This is a genomic window from Chryseobacterium sp. VD8 (genome assembly GCF_037149975.1).
GTDB lineage: Bacteria > Bacteroidota > Bacteroidia > Flavobacteriales > Weeksellaceae > Chryseobacterium > Chryseobacterium indicum.
Genome location: NZ_JBBCQL010000032.1, coordinates 1 through 20,619 on the forward strand (window position 1 = coordinate 1; position 20,619 = coordinate 20,619).

Below are 20,619 nucleotides of genomic sequence, written 5' to 3' on the forward strand. Positions count from 1 at the left end.
TTTACTTTATCTCCAACTTTTAAGTCAGCAGAAAGAGCATCCCAAGGATGCGCTTCTAACTGCTTCATACCTAACTGGATTCTTGTTTTCTCATCATCAAAATCAAGGATAACCACTTTTACAGTCTGTCCGTCCTCAAGGATTTCAGATGGGTGGTTCACTCTAGACCAAGAAAGGTCTGTAATGTGGATCAATCCATCAACACCTCCTAAATCGATGAACACACCGTAAGAAGTAATATTCTTAACAGTACCTTCAAGAACCTGTCCTTTTTCTAACTGAGCGATGATTTCTTTTTTCTGACCTTCGATATCTGCTTCGATCAATGCTTTGTGAGATACTACTACGTTTTTGAACTCAGGGTTGATTTTCACAACTTTGAATTCCATAGTTTTTCCTACGAACTGATCGTAATCTTTAATTGGCTTAACGTCGATCTGAGAACCAGGTAAGAATGCTTCGATTCCGTGTACGTCAACGATCATACCTCCTTTAGTTCTAGACTTAACAAAACCGTTAACGATTTCACCTGTTTCGTGAAGTTCGTTTACTTTATCCCAAGCTTTTAGCGTTCTTGCTTTTCTGTGAGATAACTGTAACTGTCCTGTTTTGTCCTCTCTTCTGTCTACCATTACTTCTACCTCGTCTCCTACTTTAAGACCTTGGTTGTAACGGAATTCGTTAAGAGAAATAACACCTTCAGACTTGAAGTTGATGTCTACGATAGCTTCTTTATCAGTTAATCTTACTACTTTACCAATTAGAACGTCGTTATCGTCTAAGTTGTTTAAAGATCCGTTGTAGATTTCTTCTAAATCGCTTTTCTCTTTTCTAGCATCAGCATCAAGACCAGATTCGAAAGAATCCCAGTCAAATTGTTCAGGTGCTACGTTTTGATTTAATAATAATTCAGCTGAATTTGTCTCTTTTGACATAATTCTAATTAAATTTGTATTCCTTCTCTTTCAACGGTCTGAATAAATGTGAATTGAAAAATACGGAAGTAATTAATTTTTAGTTATTTACTCTTCAAACCTTTTCGCCACAAAAGTGGGTGCAAAGATATGAAATTTATTTGAAACAAACAATAATATTCTGAGCATCAAAATACTGCATATTCTTACCAGACAATGCATACTTTATTATTCATCCCTGAAATATTGTTCTAATAAAATGAAGCTACCTAAAACGGCTAAATCATCATTTTAATCCAGCCTTTGAAATCAGGAAAAAGCTTTATAATTTTTTATTGATATCTTTTAGTTTAAACAAATCTTAAACTTTCAACTGAAAAAAACAACTAGCTAACACCATAACGAATTCTGTATCTTTGCACCATGGAACTAGAATCTATCTACGAAAAACTGCAGATTCAGGACATGAATCAGATGCAGAAATCTACATACAAAGCAACAGAAAACAATCAGGATATTGTTCTGCTCTCTCCTACCGGTTCGGGAAAAACACTGGCTTTTTTGTTTCCTGTGCTGCGAAATTTAAAGCAAAACAGTTCAGGAATTCAGGCCCTTATTCTGGTTCCGGCGCGAGAACTGGCTTTACAGATCGAGCAGGTTTTTAAAGCAATGGGAACCGATTTTAAAGTTTCCGTGTGTTATGGCGGTCACGACAAAAAAATTGAGGTAAACAACCTGATTGAAGCTCCGGCTGTATTAATCGGAACACCGGGAAGAGTGGTTTATCATTTGAGAAATAATAATTTTGATCCGAAAACCATCCAAACGCTGGTTCTGGACGAGTTTGATAAGGCTCTTGAGCTTGGTTTTCATGATGATATGGAGTTTATTTCCAATTCATTAAAAGGATTGTCTCAGAGAATTTTAACTTCCGCAACGGCAATGGACGAAATTCCTGCTTTTACGGGATTAAAAGATGAAAAGATTATTGATTTTTTAAAGCTGAGCGAAGCAAAACCCGACATTCAGTTTAAAAAAGTAATGACTACACCGGAAGAAAAGCTGGATACTTTATTCAATTTAATCTGTAAAATCGGGAACAAAAGAACTCTGATTTTCTGCAATCACAGAGAAGCGGTTGACCGGATTTCCGAGCTTCTCCGCCAGAAAGGAATCGACAGAGAAACCTTCCACGGAGGAATGGAACAGGATGAAAGGGAACGCGCCCTGCTGAAATTCAGGAACGATTCTGTAAGAATTTTAATCACTACCGATCTGGCTGCAAGAGGGTTAGATGTTCCGGAAGTAGAATCGATCGTTCATTATCAGTTACCGCCGAAAGAAGATGCTTTTATCCACAGAAACGGACGTACAGCAAGAATGAACGCGAAAGGTTTTGCGTATCTTATTATGACGGAAGATGAAAATTTCCCTTTCATCAAAAACAATACGCCGGAAGACAACGTTGCCGGATTTACCAAAGTGCCGGAAAAAACGCCTTTCCAGACCATTTACATCAGCGCCGGAAAAAAAGACAAAGTGAATAAAGTGGACATTGTTGGCTATCTGCTGAAAAAAGGAGAACTCCAGAAAGAAGATGTCGGCTTGATCGAAGTAAAAGACACAACTTCTTATGTTGCCGTATCGAGAAATAAAGTAAATGCTCTTCTGAAAAAACTTGCCAATGAAAAACTGAAGGGCAAGAAAGTGAAAATGGAGGTAGCGTATTAAGATTGAGGTTGAGGTTAAGATTTAGATTAAGGCTGAGATTAAAACACAACGCTTATCTAAATCTTAACCTCAACCTTAAAATTTACCTAACTCCTCTTACTCGTGTCGGTAAAGTATATACAGACTTCGAAGCGGTGATGAACAGAACATCATTATTTTTCCCTCCGAAAGTCACGTTGGAAGTCCAGTCTTCTTCAATCGGAATATGATAAATTTTCTTTCCTTCTCTGTTGAATACATGAACTCCTTTTCCTGTCAAATAAAGATTTCCGTGTTTGTCTAACGTCATTCCGTCGGAACCCATTTCGCAGAAAAGTTTTTTCTCGGATAATTTTCCTTCGCCCAAAATATCATAAACATACGTTTTTCCGGCATCAATATCCGAAACATACAATTTTCTGAATTTTTCGCTTCCTACCACTCCATTCGGCTGTGTAAAGGTTTCAAGTTTGGAAATCTGTCCGTCTTTATTTCTGTAGTATAAACTTTTATGCGGAGTTTCCTGCTTAAAATTCACCCAGTAATCTCGTACATACAGAGGATCGGTAAAATACATTCCGCCAAACTCGTCATTCCAGACATCATTCGGTCCGTTCAGTCTTTTGCCTTCAAAACCTTTCAGCAGAACCTGTACTTTTTTATCTTTTGAGATTTTCCAGATTTCACCCTGATCGTCGGAACAGGTGATTAAATTATCATCTTTATCGAAATGTGTTCCGTTGGCTCTTCCCGTTTTATTCATGAACTCAATCACTTTATTGGTTTTCCAGTCCCAATAATAAATCTTATCATTCGGCTGATCCGTGAAGTACACGTTTCCTTCTTTATCCGAGGAAGGACCTTCCGTAAAACTGAACTGATCCGAAACTTTTTCGGGCTTTACATCTTCATAAAACATTTTAGTGGTATTTACTGATTGACAGCTGTATACTGCTAAAATCAAACCAAGAGAACCGGTTTTTAAAATATTTTTCATTCCGCACAATTTTTAAAGCAGGCAATTTACGATATGTAAACGAGATTCAAAGTTTATTTTCTCTTTTTGATTAAATAAAAACCAAATCCAAAATGTCCGAATTGTACTATTTCAGAAGTGGATCATATTAGTTCCCGAAGCATTTATTACAGAGCTTTGTATCAGTGAAAAACACTAAAGGATTTTAGTTAAAAACATCTGGAAATGATCATTTAAACTTCATTAAATGATTTCAGCCAGCTTTCAGATCAAATCAAAAAGATGAATACACAGAACAGCAATTTTCAGGCTCCGGAACTTTATGAGGAAAGTTTTAGAAATTCCGTAGGAACAATGGACGAAACCGGAAAAAGAAAATGGGTCTATCCGAGAAAACCCAAAGGAAAATTTACCGACTACAGAGATTATGTAACTTATTTGCTTTTAGCGATATTTTTCACTTTACCTTTTGTGAAAATCAACCATAATCCTTTTCTTTTATTTAATGTTATCGACAGAAAATTTTTTATTTTCGGACAACCGTTTTATCTTCAGGATTTTTTCATTTTAGCACTTGGAGCCGTTACTTCCGTTATTTTCGTGATGCTTTTCACCGTTGTTTTCGGAAGGATTTTCTGTGGCTGGCTTTGTCCGCAGACCATTTTTATGGAAGGGGTTTTCCGGAAAATAGAATACTGGATCGAGGGCGACCGTAATAAACAGATGAAGCTCGACCGACAGGAATGGAACAGCGAAAAAATAAGAAAAAGGCTAACCAAATGGTCTGTTTATGCCGCTATTTCTGTGGTGATTACCAATTTCATGTTCATGTATATTGTCGGTTATGAAGAAGTTTTCAGGATCATCACCGAAGGTCCCGCAGAAAATCCTTTGAAGTTTCTTGCGATGATCTGTTTCACTTCTGCTTTCTATTTTGTTTTTTCATGGCTGAGAGAGCAGGTTTGTACTTTGGTTTGTCCGTACGGAAGATTGCAGGGCGTTCTGATCGACAAACAGACCATCAATGTTTATTATGATTTTAAAAGAGGTGAAAACCGCTCCAAATGGAAAAAAGACGAAGACCGAAAAGCTGTTGGAAAAGGAGATTGTATAGACTGTAATCAATGTGTTGTTGTCTGTCCTACAGGAATTGACATCCGAAACGGACAGCAACTGGAATGCGTAAACTGTACCGCCTGTATTGATGCGTGTGACGAAATTATGGTAAAAGTAGGTCTTCCGAAAGGACTGATCCGTTATGCCACAGAAGCGGAAATTGAAAATCAGGAGAAATTCAAATTTACCGGAAGAATGAAAGCAACAACGGTAATTTTAACTTTACTGATCGGGTTTTTAGGATTTCTGATGTACGACAGAGGTTCGATGGAAGCGAAATTCATAAAACCGGCAGGATCAACATTTTTCATTAAAAACGGAAAAATTACGAATACTTTTATTTATACGCTTTTAAACAAATCCAACGAAAAGAAAACACTCACAATAAAAGTCTTGAATCCTAAGAATGCGGAAATCAATTTCTTTGGCAATGAAAAAATCATATTGAAAGGAGATCAGATTTTAAAAGGAAATATCAACATTTCTTTCCCTGAAAAAGAGATCCGGTTTTCGAAACAGAATATGACGATCGGTGTTTTTGATGAAAAAGGAAATATGGTAGATTCTTTCGAAACGGTATTTGAAGGACCTTTTCAATTGGTATTGTAGATATTGAGTTTGAAGAGTTTGAGAGCTTTAGAGTTTAGAGAGTTTGGGAGTTAAACTTCACAGCATCAACTAAAAACGGACAACCATCAACAAAAATTAAGCCTTATATTTTTTAATGAATTGAGTGGGAGTCATGCCGGAAGTTTTACGGAAAACTCTCACAAAATAGGAATATTCTTCGAAACCAAGACGAAAGGCAATTTCTGTAAGGCTTTCATCAAGATACATAAGCATTCTTTTAGCTTCCAGAATTATCCTTTCTGTAATAACGTCAGTCGCTGTTTTCTGAACGATCGTTCTGGTAATTCTGTTTAAATGTTTAGACGAAATTTCCAATAAAGAAGCATAGAAAGCAACGGATTTTTCTTTTGCGAAATGCTCTTCAATAAGATTTTCGAACTGCTGATAATGTTTAAAGTAAGAAATATTAACTTCAGAATTTTCTTTTCCCAGCTCTTTTGAAAAAGACCGTGTTGCCTGAATAAAAATCTGTGACATCAGTGAAAGGATAAAACCATCTTTCATCGCGTTTTGAAGCTGATATTCTTTTTCCAGTGCTGCAAAAAGGTGATTATTTTCCCTTAGTTCTGTTGCAGTAAGCTGTAATTTTCTGGGGAAATTAACCGATCCGAAAAAGGGAAAACTTCTGAGCTTCTGATTAACGTAATGCATTTCGTAAAAATCCTGTGAGCAGAAAAAAATATATCCGTCGATATCCTCAGAAAGTTCCCAACTGTGAATCTGTCCCGGAGACATAAAAAATAAGCTTCCCGTCGAAACGTCATATTTCTGAAAATCAATTTCATGTGTTCCGCTACCTTTGGTAAAGAGAATCGTGGCATAAAAATCATGACGGTGCGGTTTTTCAATATGTCTGTGTCCCAAAACCAGATGCTCCTTCATTCGGTTGAAATAAAAATCTGAGGTATTTTTACCCGGCTGAAAAAGATTGATATGCAGAACAGAAATAGAATTCACTTTTTTATACGTTTTTCACCATCAAAAATAACAAAAAGAATTACATTTCCTCATCTTAAAATTCACATTGAACCCTGATTTACAAAGCGGAGAATGAACTTTTTGCCCTCTTAATTTGCTGTGGGATTTAAAAAATTTTTATCTTTGAGCATTACGATTCTAAAAATGAAGATAAATTTACCTGATAAACTGTATTATTCAATAGGAGAAGTAGCGAAAGCTTTTGATGTAAATACTTCATTAATACGTTATTGGGAACAGGAATTCCCTATCATTAAGCCCAAAAAGAACAAAAAAGGCAACCGGTATTTCACTCCGGAAGACATCAAAAATCTTCAGATCATCTATCATCTCGTAAAAGAAAAAGGCTATACTCTGGACGGTGCCAAAATCGCATTAACCACCAACAGCAAGATCTCCGAAACCATTACCATCATCGACAGACTGGAATTTGTAAAGGCTGAATTGCTGAAGCTGAAGGAGTCTTTAGCGGAGAGGGATGTGGAATAATTGAAATCTTTCATTCATAATTTTATTTCAATTCATTTTTTAAAGCAGAATAAAAGAATTTATATCCTAAAATAATCCAATTGCAACTCCCTCATTGCGAATACTTAACAGAATGATTAAGTTTACAGCGATGAAAAAAAACGATTACCAGAGATTGGCATTGATGGGAATATTGCTGATCATTTTATTTGCCTTCCAGAAATATACAAGTAAGGAAAAGGAAAAATTTCCAGATGTTCAGTTTATTACACAACCTTTAGTTTCTCTCAGCTTTACTGAGTTTGATCCCAATGAACTGGATGAAAAGCAATGGCAGAATTTAGGCTTTACGGAAAAACAAACAGCGACGATTCTTAATTATAAGAAAGTAGTCGGAGGAAGATTTGTATCAAAGGAACAACTGAAAAAATGCTTTGCTATTTCTGAGGAAAAATTTTCTGAGCTTAACCACTATATTTTACTTCCGGAAACCGGTAAAGAAGCAAAATCAGTTGCATTCAAAAGCTTTGAAAAAAAATCGATAACAGTTAGAGGAAAATTTAACCCCGATCTTTATTCGGCAGACGACTGGACGAAAATGGGCTTTAGTGAAAAGCAGGCAGAAGCTATTTTAAAATACAAAAGTTATCTGGGCGGAAGTTTTGTGAGCAAGGAAAAATTCAGGGAGTGCTTTATCATCAGTGAAGAGAATTTTCAGAAGATCAATCCTTATCTTATTCTGCCGGAGAAAACACCGAAAAATCAAAGAGCTGCTAAAAATTTCAATGATAATAAAAAGAAAATTCAATATCATTCTTTCGATCCGAATGCATTGGATTTTGAAGGCTGGAAGTCTTTTGGCTTCTCCGACAAACAGGCACAAATTATCATCAATTACCGTGACCGGAATTTAAAAGGGAGCTTTAAAAGTCTGGAAGACATTCAGAAGTGTTTTGTGATTTCTTCTGAGAAATTTGAAGAAATGAAACCGTTCATCAAATTCAATGCAGAAAAAATTGCGGTGAGTAAAAATGACAAATCTGAAAATAAGCAGCGGGAAAAAACGGATTTTACCAAGGTAGATTTAAACGCAATAACCTACAAGCAGCTTATAGAGTTTGGATTTGAAGGAAAAGCAGCCGGTTCGATGATCGGTTTCCGAAATAAACTTGGCGGATTTGTAAATAAAGAACAGATTCTCTCTACGTACAATATTGATCCGGAACTGACGAAAAAATTACTTTCAACCGCACCGCTTACAACTTCGAATGTTCAGAAATATACGTTGCAGGATGCTCCGGAAGATTGGCTGAAAAATCATCCTTATTTTAAATATTCTGCAGAGAAAATTATTTTTTACCGAATCTCCGAAAAAGATGAAAAGAAAATCTGGAAAATGCTGAAACTGAAACCGGAGTATGAAATGAGAATGAAATGGTATTTGAAGTAGGATGCAATTTTTCACAGTTTAATTGAACCGCAAAAGAAGCATAACATAAAAATATCACATTTAAAATCAACAAGATATCTCTTTTTAATTAACCTCAGTTCGGGATTAGAAAAAAAATTAAATAATTGACTTATCACATTATATTAATTTATTGCAAAGAAAAACAAGAGATTTTTTTTACTTATTGAAAGTTGGTAAGCTAAACAAAGGCACTTCGTTTATTTAAAAAAGACAAAAAAGGTATTACTTTGATAAGTTTTACGCCTTTGTATATCTTAAAAGCTGAATTCCTGATAATTGAATCGCTTTGTTTAACCTTGCGTTTAAGACTTATCCCGAACTCAGGTTAATTAATTTAAATTTATCAATTAAATCTGCGCGATCTGTAAAATCCGCGGGAGATAAAAAAACTTTTTGAGATTCTTCCTGTGTCAGAATGACAATGCAGCGTTAATTTTTTTTAAAAAATATTTTTTTAACAATCCTTCATTGTTTTAAGTATTATAGGAAGTATTCGCAATGTCACCCTGAGCTTGTCGAAGGGTTTTCTTTAAAGTTAATTTGTTTAGACTTTGCTTAGATCCTTTCAGGATGAAAAAAAAGTAGTAAATACTTTTGAAAAAATTAAAAAAAAGAGATGTCCAATCCGGCATCTCTATTATGTTTAGTCGTATGTTTTACTGGAACCTTCAACCAGTTTTTGTAAGGCAGAAAGTTCTTCATCTGTAAGATCTCTCCACTTTCCGATAGGAAGATCGAGTTTGATATTTAAAACCCTGATCCGTTTCAGCTTCTTTACTTCGTAGCCTAAATATTCGCACATTCTTCGGATCTGTCGGTTCAGACCTTGTGTAAGGACGATACGGAAATTCATTTCATCAATTTTTTCGACCTCACATTTTTTAGTTACGGTATCTAAAATCGGAACTCCGTTTCGCATTTTATCCAGAAATTTGGGCGTAATCGGCTTATCAACTCTTACAATATATTCTTTTCCGTGGTTGTTTCGGGATCTCAGAATTTTATTTACTATATCGCCATCGCTGGTTAAAAGAATCAAACCTTCGCTCGGCTTATCAAGTCTTCCGATCGGGAAAATTCTTTTGGGATGATTAATATAATCGATGATATTATTTTTCTCACGTTTTGTATCAGTCGTACAAACGATTCCTACAGGTTTATTAAAGGCAATATAAACATGGTTTTCTTCCGGTTCACGAATCGGTTTTCCGTCTACTTCAATCACGTCTTCATCGGAAACCTTTGTTCCCATTTCCGGAACTTTACCGTTAATGGTGATTCTTCCTTCTTCCAAAAGTTTGTCTGCTGCTCTTCTTGAACAGTATCCTACTTCAGATAAATATTTGTTAATTCTTGTTTTTTCCATTAATCTTCTCCGTAACCTGTATAATTTTTATTGCTGAAAATCGTAATTCCATAACTCAATCCAACAAAAACTGCACTTGAGTTTGCAAATTTATGACTTTCTAAAATAATCCCTCCTTCCTGACTTAATCTTTTGGAATAAGAAACCTGTAATCCAATCTTTAAACCATAAAATTTTGCATCCGAAACTGCGGAATGATTAATCTGTTTTCCATAATTGAGATCAATAAATAACGACTCATCATCAACATTAAAAATTACTTTTGGCTGAATTACCCAATAGATTAAATGAAAATTATCATCAATAAAACTGTATTTCAAACCAGATCCTAAAGCCAGATTAGGAATAAAATGATATCCTGCGACAGCCGTAATTCCGTATGTAATTTTATTCGGTAAATAGGGAGAAATATTTTGCTGATAGTATTGGGAATCTTTATTCTGACTATCTTTAATACTATTTCCTAAATTATATCCTAAATTAAGGGCAGGATTAACATAAAATCCCATTGTAGATTTCATCGGTTTTGCTTCCTGAGAAAAAGCTTTGTAAAAAGAAAACAGCATAAGTACTAAGAATGAGATTTTCTTCATGATTCGTTAAATCTAAAATCATTTTCCAAAAAGTCGGATGTTGCATCTTCTATTTTATATTCTCCGATTTTTGTCCGTCTCAATTGTGTTAAATACGCTCCAACACACAATTCCTGTCCGATATCGTGAGCTAAGCTGCGAATATAGGTCCCTTTTGAGCATCCTACTGTAAAACTTACGAACGGAAGATCAATCTTTACATTATCAATATAAAAAATTGTGGTTTTACGGGATTTCATTTCTACTTCTGCTCCTGCTCTGGCAAGATCATATGCTCTTTTTCCTTCAATTTTTATTGCCGAAAAAACAGGTGGTGTCTGATCTATTTCTCCGACAAATTTTTCCAATGCCGTTTTTATCTGCTCTTCTGAAATCTGCGAAATATCCTGATGCAGAATTTCGGGTTTCTCAGTATCGTATGATTCGGTCTGAACGCCGATTTTTATTTCGGTCCAGTATTCCTTTGGCGCATCCTGAATTTCAGGAATTTTTTTGGTGAATTTGCCACAGCAGACAATCAATAATCCCGTTGCACGCGGATCTAAAGTTCCTGCGTGACCAATTTTGAATTTCTTAGGTAAATCAAATTCTCTTTTGAGTTTATATTTCATTTTATTGACCGCCTGAAAAGAAGTCCAGTCCAATGGTTTGTCTAATAAAAATATATGTCCAGATTGTAGATCTTCAGCAGTCATTTGTTTTTTCCTATTTCATTAATTTCGTCAATTCCTTTATTATCTATTTTATCTTTATTTACCCACAACATGTATATGATAAGTAAACAACAAAAAAATAAATTTTCAGGCTCATAAATAAAGTGTGTTGGGTACACAGAAAATGAATAATATAATATAAAGGGTAAAAGCAACAATATAAAAGTATTTATTAAAACAATTACATTTCGCTTCTTATTAAGTAATTTAATGCAAACAATTAGAGATAATATGGATAAAATTAACAAATAAATCAAGTTTAAAGTTTTAATTTCATTCATCATTCCTAAAATTAGAAATAATGTTGTTATTATAAAAAAAACAATAGAAACTCTATGCAATAATTTACTCCTAAAAACTCTTTCGTCCATTCTTATTTAAAGAAATAAAAATAAATCAGTAAAGCAACACCAACGAAAATACGATACCAACCCCAAGGTTTGAAACCATATTTATTCAAAACTCCGATGAATGCTTTGATGGCGATTAATGCAACGATAAATGCAACAACATTTCCTACGATGAAAATCATGATGTGATCCTGAGATTCCATGATCATTTCATATCCTTTCTGCGGATTGGGCGTTTCTTTCCCCCATGTTTTTACAAAAACCGAATATACCGTTACCGCCAACATGGTAGGAACCGCCAAAAAGAATGAAAATTCTGCCGCTGCTTTTCTTGTCAGTCCCTGTGTCATACCTCCGATAATGGAAGCCGCACTTCTGCTCGTTCCCGGCATCATTGCCAGACACTGCCAAAAACCAATGGTTACTGCTTTTTTTATGGTAATGCCTTTTTCATCATCAATTTTTGGATTTTTGAACCACGTATCGGCAAACAGCAAGACTACTCCACCAAGAACCAGAACGGAGGAAATAGCAATCTGATTTCCTAGAACCGCTTCAATTTTATCATCAAATAAATACCCTAAAACCAAAGCCGGAACCACTGCAAAAGCCAGTTTAAAATAAAACTGCAAATTTTTCAGATCAAAAAACTTTTTCCAGTATGCTACAACCACAGAAAGGATTGCCCCAAACTGTATGGAAACCTGAAACATCTTTAGAAATTCGGTTTCTTCCAGTCCTAGCAAATTTGCGGTGAACCCCATGTGCGCGGTTGATGAAATGGGCAGATATTCTGTTAAGCCTTCGATGATCGCAATAATGATTGCCTTGATTAAATCCATAATTTATCCAAAATTAAAAGATTAAGAAACCGAGAGATTTAGACTGATCTAAATTTCCGAATTTCTTAATCTTCAAATACAATTTATTTTTACTTTCTTTTTAAAATAGCATATACTTCGATACAAAAACCGATAACCACAAATAATGGTGCAATTCTGATTCTTCGGATAGAAAAAATACCATCGTTCCATGAATTCGGATCATATTTTCCGTCTACAGTATTGGCATCGGCTCCCATCATCAGAAGAAAGCCAACTACGATAAATGCGAAACCGATAAGCATCCATTTAAAGTTTTCTTTTCCAAAATAAAAGGAATTTTCTTTTGGAGCTTCGGTTGTTTCTTTTCCGAAGTTGTCTGCGGAAAATTTATTTGTTTTTTTGCTCATTTTTAAGAGTAATATAAGTCGTCAACGTTTGATCTTAAGAATCTCCAGGTAGCCACTACCGTACTTAAAACCGTAATAAAAATTCCCACTCCAAATACCATCAGAATCAGCCAGAAATACTGGTTATTGTCCTGTACAAATGCAGATCCGATCTGGCTTGTAAAGTAATACCATGCTCCGAAAAGAACCAGAAGTCCGATTGCAGAACCAATTGCCCCTAAAACCACCGCTTCAATAATGAATGGCTTCAGGATAAATCTTCTCTTCGCTCCTACAAGCTGCATGGTTTTAATAATAAATCTTTTGGAGAATATTTTCAGACGGATGGAATTGTTAATTAATACAACCGCAAGAATTAAAAACAGAATGGAAAAACCTAAGATCCATTTCAGAATTCTGCTCAGGTTATTGTAAACATCAACCATCAGAGTACTGTCGTTCTTTACATCGATAATTCCGGGAACAGCTTTAATGGCTTTAATGGCCTGATCGATCTTTGCAGGATCTACATATTCCGGTTTTAAGGCGATTTCTACAGATGAAGGAAAAATATTTTCTTCGAAAAGTGCATCCGTATCAATTCCCATTGCTTTTTTTGCTTCTTTGGAAGCCATTTCTCTGGTGATGTACGTTGCTTTCTTTACCGGAGCCAGTGTCTGAATTTCTTTGAAAACCTCAGCTTCCATTTTCGCAATCTTTACAGAATCTTTTGCCTCATAGTTTTCATCAAAGTAAGCATTAACCACAAGTTGCTCCTTGATATAGTCGGAATATTTCTGGGCATTGATTAAAATAAGTCCCATTAATCCTAACAAAAATAACACTAAGGCAATACTTATTACTACTGTAATATTGCTAGACCTAAGCCTTTTCTTATTAAATTCATCTACAGATTTAGCCATTAATATTAAAATTTTTGGCTAAAATAGAAAAAATCTTCCGAAATTTGGGACGAAAAAGAGAAAATCACTGTTAATAAAATCATAAAAAACATTGAGTGTAAAAGCAAAAAAGCATCTTGGTCAGCACTTTCTGACAGATGAAAACATCGCAAGAAAAATCGTTGAAGGTCTGAGTTTTGAGGGCTACAATACTATAATGGAAGTAGGTCCCGGAATGGGAGTTCTTACCAAATATCTTATTGAAAAAGAACAGAATATTTACCTTGCGGAAATCGACAAAGAATCCATAGAATACCTAAAGCAAAACTATTCTAAAATAACCGAAGAAACTTTTGTGGGAGATTTTCTGAAGCAGGATTTTCAGTTTACCAACGGAGAACAGATTGCCATTATCGGAAATTTTCCTTACAATATCTCTTCGCAGATTTTGTTTCAAATTATCGATCATTATGAGCTGATTCCGGAAATGGTGGGAATGTTTCAGAAAGAAGTAGCGGAAAGAACAGCCGCCGTTCCAAGAACGAAAGATTACGGAATTCTCTCTGTCCTGATTCAGGCTTATTATGATACTTCATATTTATTTACCGTTCATGATAACGTATTTAATCCGCCGCCAAAAGTAAAATCCGGTGTTATCAGAATCACCAGAAACCCGAAAGAAGGATTAGCCGGAAATGAGGTTTTATTCAAACAGATCGTAAAGGCAGGTTTTAACCAAAGAAGAAAAAAGCTTTCCAACGCTTTGAAGGTTTTAAATATTCCGGAAGCCTTAAAAACCCATGAATTTATGGATAAAAGAGCAGAAGAACTCAGCGTGGCAGATTTCATTTCATTTACACAGCTCTGGAAAGAAAGTGTGTAGTAAAAAAGTTAAGAAGAGCAATAACTTAATTTATCCTAAAAAAAGCCCCTCAATTTCTTGAAGGGCTTTCATTTTGCATTATCGATTGATTTTTTATTCTCTGTTTTTCAACATAATCCAGCCAGACTGGCTCATATTGGTTTTTGATTTCGGATACTGGAAGTTAAATTTATACCAGTATGTTGCGGTTGGCAGCTTTTTACCTCCCAAAGTTCCGTTCCAGATTGGGCGTTCTTTCGAGAATCTGAATAATTCTGATCCATATCTGTCATACACTGAACCTGTGAAGTTATTAAAGTTTCCAAGCGCCGTAAGATCCAATGTATCATTAACACCATCCTGATTTGGAGTAATTATATTTGCAATATTCAATGTGAAGAATTCTAACGCACCTACACAATGTGTACCCACTGTTCTTACCTGAATATCATAATGTGTATTATTTATAAGCCCTGTAAATACATTAGACTGCTGCCATGAAATACCGCCATCCACAGAATATTCTACCGTTTGAGGGATGTTATTAATCATTGGAACCTGCGCAGTAATTGTTAACGTATTGTTGCTGTAATCAACATTCGAAACAAATGGTGAAGCTGCCGCCATTACTTTTGCAGTGAAAGTCTGCTGGCAAAATCCATTCTTAATGGTTACGGAATAAATACCCCACTGATCTACTTCTATAGTTCTGGTGGTTGCACCCGTACTCCATAAATAAGTGTAATTCGGACCTGCTCCTGCGTCTAAAGTTACCCTGTCTCCCTGACACATTTCCACATCTCTCAATAAAGAACTGATTTCCGGAACAACCTCAACGGTAACTTTTGCAGGCTGTAAAGATTTACATCCTTTTGTTCCCAATGCATATACAGAGAAAGTAGTTGTATTGTAAACTGTTGCACTTTGCGTATTGCCTGTTCCTGAGAAGTTTGCCCATTGATAAGTTACTCCACCTGTGGCAGTAAGATCAACTACTGTTCCCGGGCAGACCTTAATTTTGGATGCCACAAGATTTGCAATAGGAGTAGTTTCTTTTGATAAGGTTAATTTAACCATCTTACTACAGAACCCGCCATTTGATACTACGACATAGAGAATCTGTCCGTCATTACCATTATAGTGAAGAATATCCTGAATATAGTTGTTGTTCTGAGCAATTGCATCTGCCTGATTTACATAAAAATGGAAAACAGCCCCCGGCGTTGTACTGATTGACGCCATTGAATTGGTGAGATCAAACCAGGTAACATCCGGCGTTGTACAGAGCAGTAATGTTGCATCTACTGCGGCGGGTGTTGTTCCCCCGTTTATCTTAATATTGGCTTTACCCGGACAAGGACTTCCCGGGAATGAAACCTGAATTTCGTAATTCCCCGGCTGTGTTGCTGTAATCGTAGGAGAAGTAGCTCCCGGAATAGCAACTCCATTGAAAAACCACTGATACGTCATATTAGGATTACTAACGGATGCCGTTATCACCTGTGGAACATTATCACACACATTAATTTCAGGAGGTAATGTTGCTCCGGAAGGGTCTAATAATTCTACTCCGATATTGAAAGATCCACCATCTAAAAATACTGCAGAATCATAACTGCTGTCAATAGCATCTGCCAAAACCATCTTAAAGTGATATGCCTGTCCCGGAACCACTGTAGCGGTTGCCTGTAAAGGAACCGTTCTTCCGTTAAAGTTAGTTTCTATGTTAGACGTATTATAGCCTCCGAAAAAGGCAACGTTTGGCGCACCACATCCCATACTTGTTCCTGAAAAACTATTTAATGGGTGGATATTGGTCACACTTACAGGTCCTGTTCCCGGAGCTGGTAAAACAGCCATATTAACATATGGTCCACCAGATACAGGCTTTAATAATAAAGCAAATGCATCTGAGAAACTGCAAGGAAAAGTTCCCGTGTATTCTTCTGAAGCAAAAAGATAATTGAATTTTACCTGACTGGAAGTCGGTACGAAATCAAACTCTAAAATAACTGCATCGTTAAGCGTTACAGAAGAATTTGTAGCAGCAACAAGATCAGGATCACTACCTGTAGGTAAATCGTCCCCTAAAGTAGAACTTATATAACTATTTCCTGCTTTCTGAACATATCCCGTAGAAAGAACGATACCATCCTTGAAAGGAAAGCTGGTTGTTCCCCTGTTAAAATATCCCCAGGATCTGTTTGCATCTGTTGCCGGCAGATTCGGGCTCACCTGAACGTTGGAAACGTTGGGTGTAACACAGGAATTGGTTCCTGATGAAATCAACACATCTTTTACCAGCTGCAAAGGGGTATAAGCTGAAGCAGGATATGTAGGAGCATTCACATCAATAAAAGCACCCGCTTTCATTGTAAGGGAGGAAGCCTTTTCTTGCTGAGGCTTTCTAATTGTATTTTTTTGTGAATAAAAGAGACTCGATGAGGAGACCGCAAATAAAGAAAACAATAGTAGATATCTCTTCATAATAATTTTGTTTTAACAAATTTAACTTTTTTTTGAATATACCACACACATATTTGGCATTTTTATATAAAAAAAGCAAAAAAACCTCCCGGTTGGGAGGTTTTCAATTTAAATATCTTTTAATTTCTGTTTTTCAGCAAAATCCATCCGCTTCTCAGCTCAAGTTTTTTACTGGCCGGATTTTCCCATTGTACTCTGTACCAGTAAGTAGCAGTTGGAAGCACCAAACTTCCTCTCAACATTCCGTTCCAGAAAGTCTGGTTCTTGGAAGCTTTGAATACTTCCTGTCCGTATCTGTCGAAAATGGAAGCTGCAAAATTGTTATAATTGCTGATTCCTGTAAAATCTACAATATCATTTTTTCCATCAGAATTTGGTGTAATGGCATTGATTATAACAAATGTAAAGAACGATATGGAAGTGCTGCATTTCGCATCTTTTACCCTTACCAGAAGATTATAATTGGCATTATCCAGTATATTGTAGAAAATATTTGAGGTCTGCCAGCTAAAACCATTATCTGCAGAATACTCCAGAGTTCCGCCTGTCGGGTTTGTCGTAGATAATGTTAAAACATGGTTCTCGTAAGAAATATTTGTGAATTGTGGTAATACCGGATTAATCAGCTGTGCAGAAAATACTTTAGAACAAACTCCATTACTTATCGTTACCGTATAAGTTCCCGGTGTACTTACAGAGATCGTTTGTGTTGTTGCTCCTGTATTCCATACGTACGTATAATTTGTTCCTGAACCTGCATCTAATATCCCTGAATCTCCCGCACAAACATTAACATCTTTCAAAGCAGAAACAATTGCAGGAACAACCTGAATGGTAATTGAAGTAGGATTAGTGACTTTACATCCGTTTCCACCTAAAGCAAAAACAGAATAAGTAGTCGTGGATGTTGGAGATACAATCTGTGTACTTCCGTTGCCCGGTAAACCTATCCATTCATAAGTAACGCCGCCGGTTGCTGTTAAAGTTACAGATTCACCTGCACATATTTTCATTTGAGAAGCAGTTAAAACTGCTACAGGAGGAGCCACGATTATTGTAATGGTAGCAGGAGTCGCTGAAACACATCCATTCGCGCCCACAGCAAAAACGGTGTAAGTAGTTGTAGAAGTAGGAGAAACGACCTGCGTATTTCCATTTCCTGTAAGCCCCGTCCAGTTGTAGGTTGCACCACCGGAAGCGGTTAAAGTAACAGATTCCCCTGAACATATCTGTAATGCCGTAGAAGTTACAGTTGTTACAGGAGCTGTTGTATTTTGTGTTACCGTAACATTTGCTGTATAAGTACAATTTAAATTTCCTGGCTGGTTGACGTTAGTTACCGTTAAAGTATATACTCCACCCGCGTTTACCACCGGAGTTAATGTATTAGCTCCAGAAACAATATTTCCACCGCCTGTTGCGGTCCATGTAATCGTAGAACCTGCAGGGATTACAGAAGACGAAGCATTCAATGTAATCTGAGGTGTGGTACAGGTAATCTGCTGAGGCGGATTAATGGTTAAAATGGTCTGAGATGTAGATAAAAGCTGTAAGGTTACTACATTCTTACATCCTCCGTTCGTTACCAGAACATATATCGTCTGTCCTCCTGCACTGTTAAAAGACGCAGGATTTGCAATGGTATTCGTATTTCCGGCATTGGCGTCCGCAGCATTCAGATAATAAGCAAAAGTAACCCCTGTTGCTGTCGTAATCTGAGGCTGTGCCTCTGTTAGATTATAATTAATCCCTCCGTTCTGATAACATTTTAATAAAGTTGCATTCTGAACAGTAATAGGTTGGGTAACCTGAACCGTAATTGTGGCAGGTGTGGCAGAAACGCATCCGTTCGCTCCCACCGCAGTTACCGTATAAGTGGTCGTGGTTGTAGGAGAAACAGTTTGCGTTGCTCCGTTTCCGGGAAGACCTACCCAATTATAGGTAGCTCCACCAGAAGCCGTTAAAGTTACCGATTCTCCTGAACAGATTAAAACTTTTGAAGCTGTTAATCCTGTGGTTGGCGGTGCACTGTCTCCTGTAACCGTCACATTTGCGGTTCCTGTACAGGCAAGATTTCCCGGCTGATAAATATTAGAAATAGTTAAAGTATACGTTCCCGCGGTATTTACAACAGGATTTAAGGTATTCGCTCCTGAAACAATATTTCCGTTGGTAGTTGTCCAACTGAATGTAGAACCTGTAGGATATACTGAACTCGAAGCATTTAATGTAACCTGTGAATTCGTACATGTTAAAACTCCCGGTGTGGCAATCGTTGCCGTAATCTGAGGAGCTTTTATCAATTGTAATTCAGCAACTTTAGAACAAAAACCATTTTTAACTGAAACATACACCGTCTGTCCCGGACTTGAAAAAGCGGTCGGATTCGCAATCGTATTTCCGTTTCCTGCAACCGCATCTGCCTGATTTACATAGTAAGCAAATGTAGCTCCGGGTGTTGTACTGATTGAAGACTGCGCCGATGTTAAGTTGAAAGTAGCATTCCCCTGCGTGTAACAGGAAGTAAGTGTTGCATTCTGAACCGTCGGCGAAGTTCCTCCGACAACAGTAATAGAAGCCGTTCCCGGACATGTATTTCCAGGTAAAAATACCTGCACCGAATATACTCCCGGCTGTGTAGCTGTATAGGAAGCATTTGTCGCTCCCGGAATAGGATTTGTTCCCAGATACCACTGATAAGTAGCCCCACCTCCCTGAACTGAAGCCGTAAATGTCTGCGGAGCATTATCACAAACGTTGATGGATGAAGGAAGTGAAACTCCGGCAGGATTTAACAGCTGTACCCCAATGTCGAAAGATCCTGCTTCCAGAAATACTGCAGAATCGAATTCAGCATCCTGATAATCTGCCAAAACCATTTTGAAATGATAAGTCTGCCCCGGAATTACCGTTGCTGTTGCCGTTAACGGAACAGTACGCCCGTTAAAGTTCGTTTCGATCTGAGGAATATTATATCCTCCGAAATACGATATATTTGCAGCTCCGCAAACTAATGGGTCACCCGTCTGATATTGTGTGGAAGGGTGAATATTGGTAACACTTACAGGTCCTGCTCCCCCCGGTAAAACGGCAAGATTGGTATATGGATCCCCCACTTTTTTCAATAAAAGTGCAAAACCATCACTGATGGTACAAGGGAAGTTCGTCTGATATTCTTTTGAAGCAAATAAATATCTGAAACTCACTTTTGTAGAAGCCGGAACAAAATCGAATTCTATGTAAGTTGCGTCCTTGAGCTGAGAATTCGGAACACCAAGCGCAGCCGCTAAATCTGCATCTCCACCAGAGCCTAAAATGTCACTTAATGTTCCCTGAAAATCATTTCCTGCTTTTCTCGCATATCCTGTCGTAAGAATAATTCCTTTGGCAAAAGGGAAATTAGTGGTTGCTTTATTAAAATATCCCCAGCTTCTGTTTTGGTCTGTCACTGCTAAATTAGGAGAAACAGATACATTGGTTACGTTAGCTGCGGAACATGTAGACCCTCCACTAATGAGCACATCTTTTACCAGTTGTGTTATGCTGTATGCAGACTCCGGATAAGCCGCAGTATTTACGTCTATAAAAGCTCCGGCTTTCATATTTTCAGGGGTTTGTCTGCTCGTTACACCTTTTCCGTCCCTGCCCTTCTGAGCATTCGCGAAACTCCCTACAAAAACCAAAAGCAAAGCCAAAAATAAATTTTTTGTCCTCCTATTTAACATTTTATATTATTTTAAACAAAAATACTACTTTTTTTAATTGAATTTCAATTCGGTGCTAATTACATTATCACTAATACAATTAAATATATCATAAAAAGAGTAATTTCCATTATCTGTAAAACGTAAAAAAGACCAACAAATTGTTGGC

The 20,619-nt window shown here is 36.8% G+C and carries 16 protein-coding genes; 5 read left to right on the forward strand and 11 right to left on the reverse strand.

Features of this window, described 5'->3' with window-relative positions:
- On the reverse strand, positions 1-935 hold a 935-nt coding region (locus WFK35_RS05770; RefSeq protein WP_336731795.1), incomplete at its 3' end, for a 30S ribosomal protein S1.
- A gap of 402 nt (positions 936-1,337) precedes the next feature.
- Between WFK35_RS05770 and WFK35_RS05775 the strand changes: the two genes are divergently transcribed.
- Positions 1,338-2,645: a DEAD/DEAH box helicase gene (locus WFK35_RS05775; protein ID WP_336731796.1), complete on the forward strand. Its 1,308-nt coding sequence runs from the start codon at positions 1,338-1,340 to the stop codon at positions 2,643-2,645.
- Positions 2,646-2,727: 82 nt separating this feature from the next.
- Here WFK35_RS05775 and WFK35_RS05780 read toward each other — a convergent pair whose 3' ends face one another.
- The gene (locus WFK35_RS05780; RefSeq protein WP_214589163.1) at positions 2,728-3,621 is read right to left on the reverse strand and encodes an SMP-30/gluconolactonase/LRE family protein; all 894 of its coding nucleotides are present in this window, start codon (positions 3,619-3,621) and stop codon (positions 2,728-2,730) included.
- 261 nt (positions 3,622-3,882) lie between these two features.
- On the opposite strand from WFK35_RS05780, the gene ccoG reads away from it, so the two are divergent.
- Positions 3,883-5,325: a cytochrome c oxidase accessory protein CcoG gene (gene ccoG, locus WFK35_RS05785; protein WP_336731798.1), complete on the forward strand. Its 1,443-nt coding sequence runs from the start codon at positions 3,883-3,885 to the stop codon at positions 5,323-5,325.
- Positions 5,326-5,421: 96 nt separating this feature from the next.
- Here ccoG and WFK35_RS05790 read toward each other — a convergent pair whose 3' ends face one another.
- A complete protein-coding gene (locus WFK35_RS05790; RefSeq protein ID WP_336731799.1) occupies positions 5,422-6,303 on the reverse strand; it encodes an AraC family transcriptional regulator in 882 nt (293 codons plus the stop codon).
- 165 nt (positions 6,304-6,468) lie between these two features.
- Between WFK35_RS05790 and WFK35_RS05795 the strand changes: the two genes are divergently transcribed.
- Entirely contained in the window at positions 6,469-6,813 is a 345-nt protein-coding gene (locus tag WFK35_RS05795; RefSeq protein ID WP_336731800.1) for a MerR family transcriptional regulator, read from the forward strand.
- Positions 6,814-6,925: 112 nt separating this feature from the next.
- Positions 6,926-8,242 (forward strand): hypothetical protein, encoded by a 1,317-nt coding sequence (locus tag WFK35_RS05800; RefSeq protein ID WP_336731801.1) that lies wholly within the window; start codon positions 6,926-6,928, stop codon positions 8,240-8,242.
- 664 nt (positions 8,243-8,906) lie between these two features.
- Here WFK35_RS05800 and rluF read toward each other — a convergent pair.
- The 6 genes from rluF to WFK35_RS05830 form a co-directional block, all read right to left on the reverse strand.
- On the reverse strand, positions 8,907-9,629 hold the full coding sequence (rluF, locus tag WFK35_RS05805) for a 23S rRNA pseudouridine(2604) synthase RluF (protein ID WP_271160877.1): 723 nt from the start codon (positions 9,627-9,629) through the stop codon (positions 8,907-8,909).
- Positions 9,629-10,222 (reverse strand): hypothetical protein, encoded by a 594-nt coding sequence (locus tag WFK35_RS05810; protein ID WP_336731803.1) that lies wholly within the window; start codon positions 10,220-10,222, stop codon positions 9,629-9,631. Before WFK35_RS05810 ends, rluF begins: the two co-directional genes overlap by 1 nt.
- The gene (truB, locus tag WFK35_RS05815; RefSeq protein WP_336731805.1) at positions 10,219-10,917 is read right to left on the reverse strand and encodes a tRNA pseudouridine(55) synthase TruB; all 699 of its coding nucleotides are present in this window, start codon (positions 10,915-10,917) and stop codon (positions 10,219-10,221) included. The genes WFK35_RS05810 and truB overlap by 4 nt, the downstream gene beginning before the upstream one ends.
- Positions 10,918-11,308: 391 nt before the next feature.
- Positions 11,309-12,127, reverse strand: coding sequence for an undecaprenyl-diphosphate phosphatase (locus WFK35_RS05820; RefSeq protein ID WP_214589158.1), 819 nt, complete (start codon positions 12,125-12,127; stop codon positions 11,309-11,311).
- Between the two features lie 89 nt (positions 12,128-12,216).
- The gene (locus tag WFK35_RS05825; RefSeq protein WP_214589157.1) at positions 12,217-12,516 is read right to left on the reverse strand and encodes a DUF3098 domain-containing protein; all 300 of its coding nucleotides are present in this window, start codon (positions 12,514-12,516) and stop codon (positions 12,217-12,219) included.
- 2 nt (positions 12,517-12,518) lie between these two features.
- Positions 12,519-13,418, reverse strand: coding sequence for a cell division protein FtsX (locus WFK35_RS05830; protein WP_214589156.1), 900 nt, complete (start codon positions 13,416-13,418; stop codon positions 12,519-12,521).
- Positions 13,419-13,509: 91 nt separating this feature from the next.
- On the opposite strand from WFK35_RS05830, the gene rsmA reads away from it, so the two are divergent.
- Complete coding sequence (gene rsmA, locus WFK35_RS05835) at positions 13,510-14,280, forward strand: 16S rRNA (adenine(1518)-N(6)/adenine(1519)-N(6))-dimethyltransferase RsmA (RefSeq protein ID WP_336731806.1); 771 nt, start codon at positions 13,510-13,512, stop codon at positions 14,278-14,280.
- A gap of 93 nt (positions 14,281-14,373) precedes the next feature.
- On the opposite strand, the gene WFK35_RS05840 is transcribed toward rsmA, so the two are convergent.
- Together WFK35_RS05840 and WFK35_RS05845 are read right to left on the reverse strand one after the other, a co-directional pair.
- Complete coding sequence (locus WFK35_RS05840) at positions 14,374-16,746, reverse strand: choice-of-anchor L domain-containing protein (RefSeq protein WP_336731807.1); 2,373 nt, start codon at positions 16,744-16,746, stop codon at positions 14,374-14,376.
- Positions 16,747-16,865: 119 nt separating this feature from the next.
- The gene (locus tag WFK35_RS05845) at positions 16,866-20,471 is read right to left on the reverse strand and encodes a choice-of-anchor L domain-containing protein (protein ID WP_336731808.1); all 3,606 of its coding nucleotides are present in this window, start codon (positions 20,469-20,471) and stop codon (positions 16,866-16,868) included.
- Between the last annotated feature and the right edge of the window lie 148 nt (positions 20,472-20,619).

Excerpts from the sequence above, each read along its gene's own strand:
- WFK35_RS05810 (WP_336731803.1), bottom strand. The coding sequence starts at position 10,222 with ATGAAGAAAATCTCATTCTTAGTACTTATGCTGTTTTCTTTTTACAAA.
- WFK35_RS05820 (WP_214589158.1), bottom strand. The coding sequence starts at position 12,127 with ATGGATTTAATCAAGGCAATCATTATTGCGATCATCGAAGGCTTAACA.
- WFK35_RS05840 (WP_336731807.1), bottom strand. The coding sequence starts at position 16,746 with ATGAAGAGATATCTACTATTGTTTTCTTTATTTGCGGTCTCCTCATCG.
- WFK35_RS05795 (WP_336731800.1), top strand. The coding sequence starts at position 6,469 with ATGAAGATAAATTTACCTGATAAACTGTATTATTCAATAGGAGAAGTA.
- WFK35_RS05825 (WP_214589157.1), bottom strand. The coding sequence starts at position 12,516 with ATGAGCAAAAAAACAAATAAATTTTCCGCAGACAACTTCGGAAAAGAA.
- WFK35_RS05780 (WP_214589163.1), bottom strand. The coding sequence starts at position 3,621 with ATGAAAAATATTTTAAAAACCGGTTCTCTTGGTTTGATTTTAGCAGTA.
- ccoG (WP_336731798.1), top strand. The coding sequence starts at position 3,883 with ATGAATACACAGAACAGCAATTTTCAGGCTCCGGAACTTTATGAGGAA.
- truB (WP_336731805.1), bottom strand. The coding sequence starts at position 10,917 with ATGACTGCTGAAGATCTACAATCTGGACATATATTTTTATTAGACAAA.
- WFK35_RS05845 (WP_336731808.1), bottom strand. The coding sequence starts at position 20,471 with ATGTTAAATAGGAGGACAAAAAATTTATTTTTGGCTTTGCTTTTGGTT.
- WFK35_RS05830 (WP_214589156.1), bottom strand. The coding sequence starts at position 13,418 with ATGGCTAAATCTGTAGATGAATTTAATAAGAAAAGGCTTAGGTCTAGC.
- WFK35_RS05800 (WP_336731801.1), top strand. The coding sequence starts at position 6,926 with ATGATTAAGTTTACAGCGATGAAAAAAAACGATTACCAGAGATTGGCA.
- rluF (WP_271160877.1), bottom strand. The coding sequence starts at position 9,629 with ATGGAAAAAACAAGAATTAACAAATATTTATCTGAAGTAGGATACTGT.
- WFK35_RS05775 (WP_336731796.1), top strand. The coding sequence starts at position 1,338 with ATGGAACTAGAATCTATCTACGAAAAACTGCAGATTCAGGACATGAAT.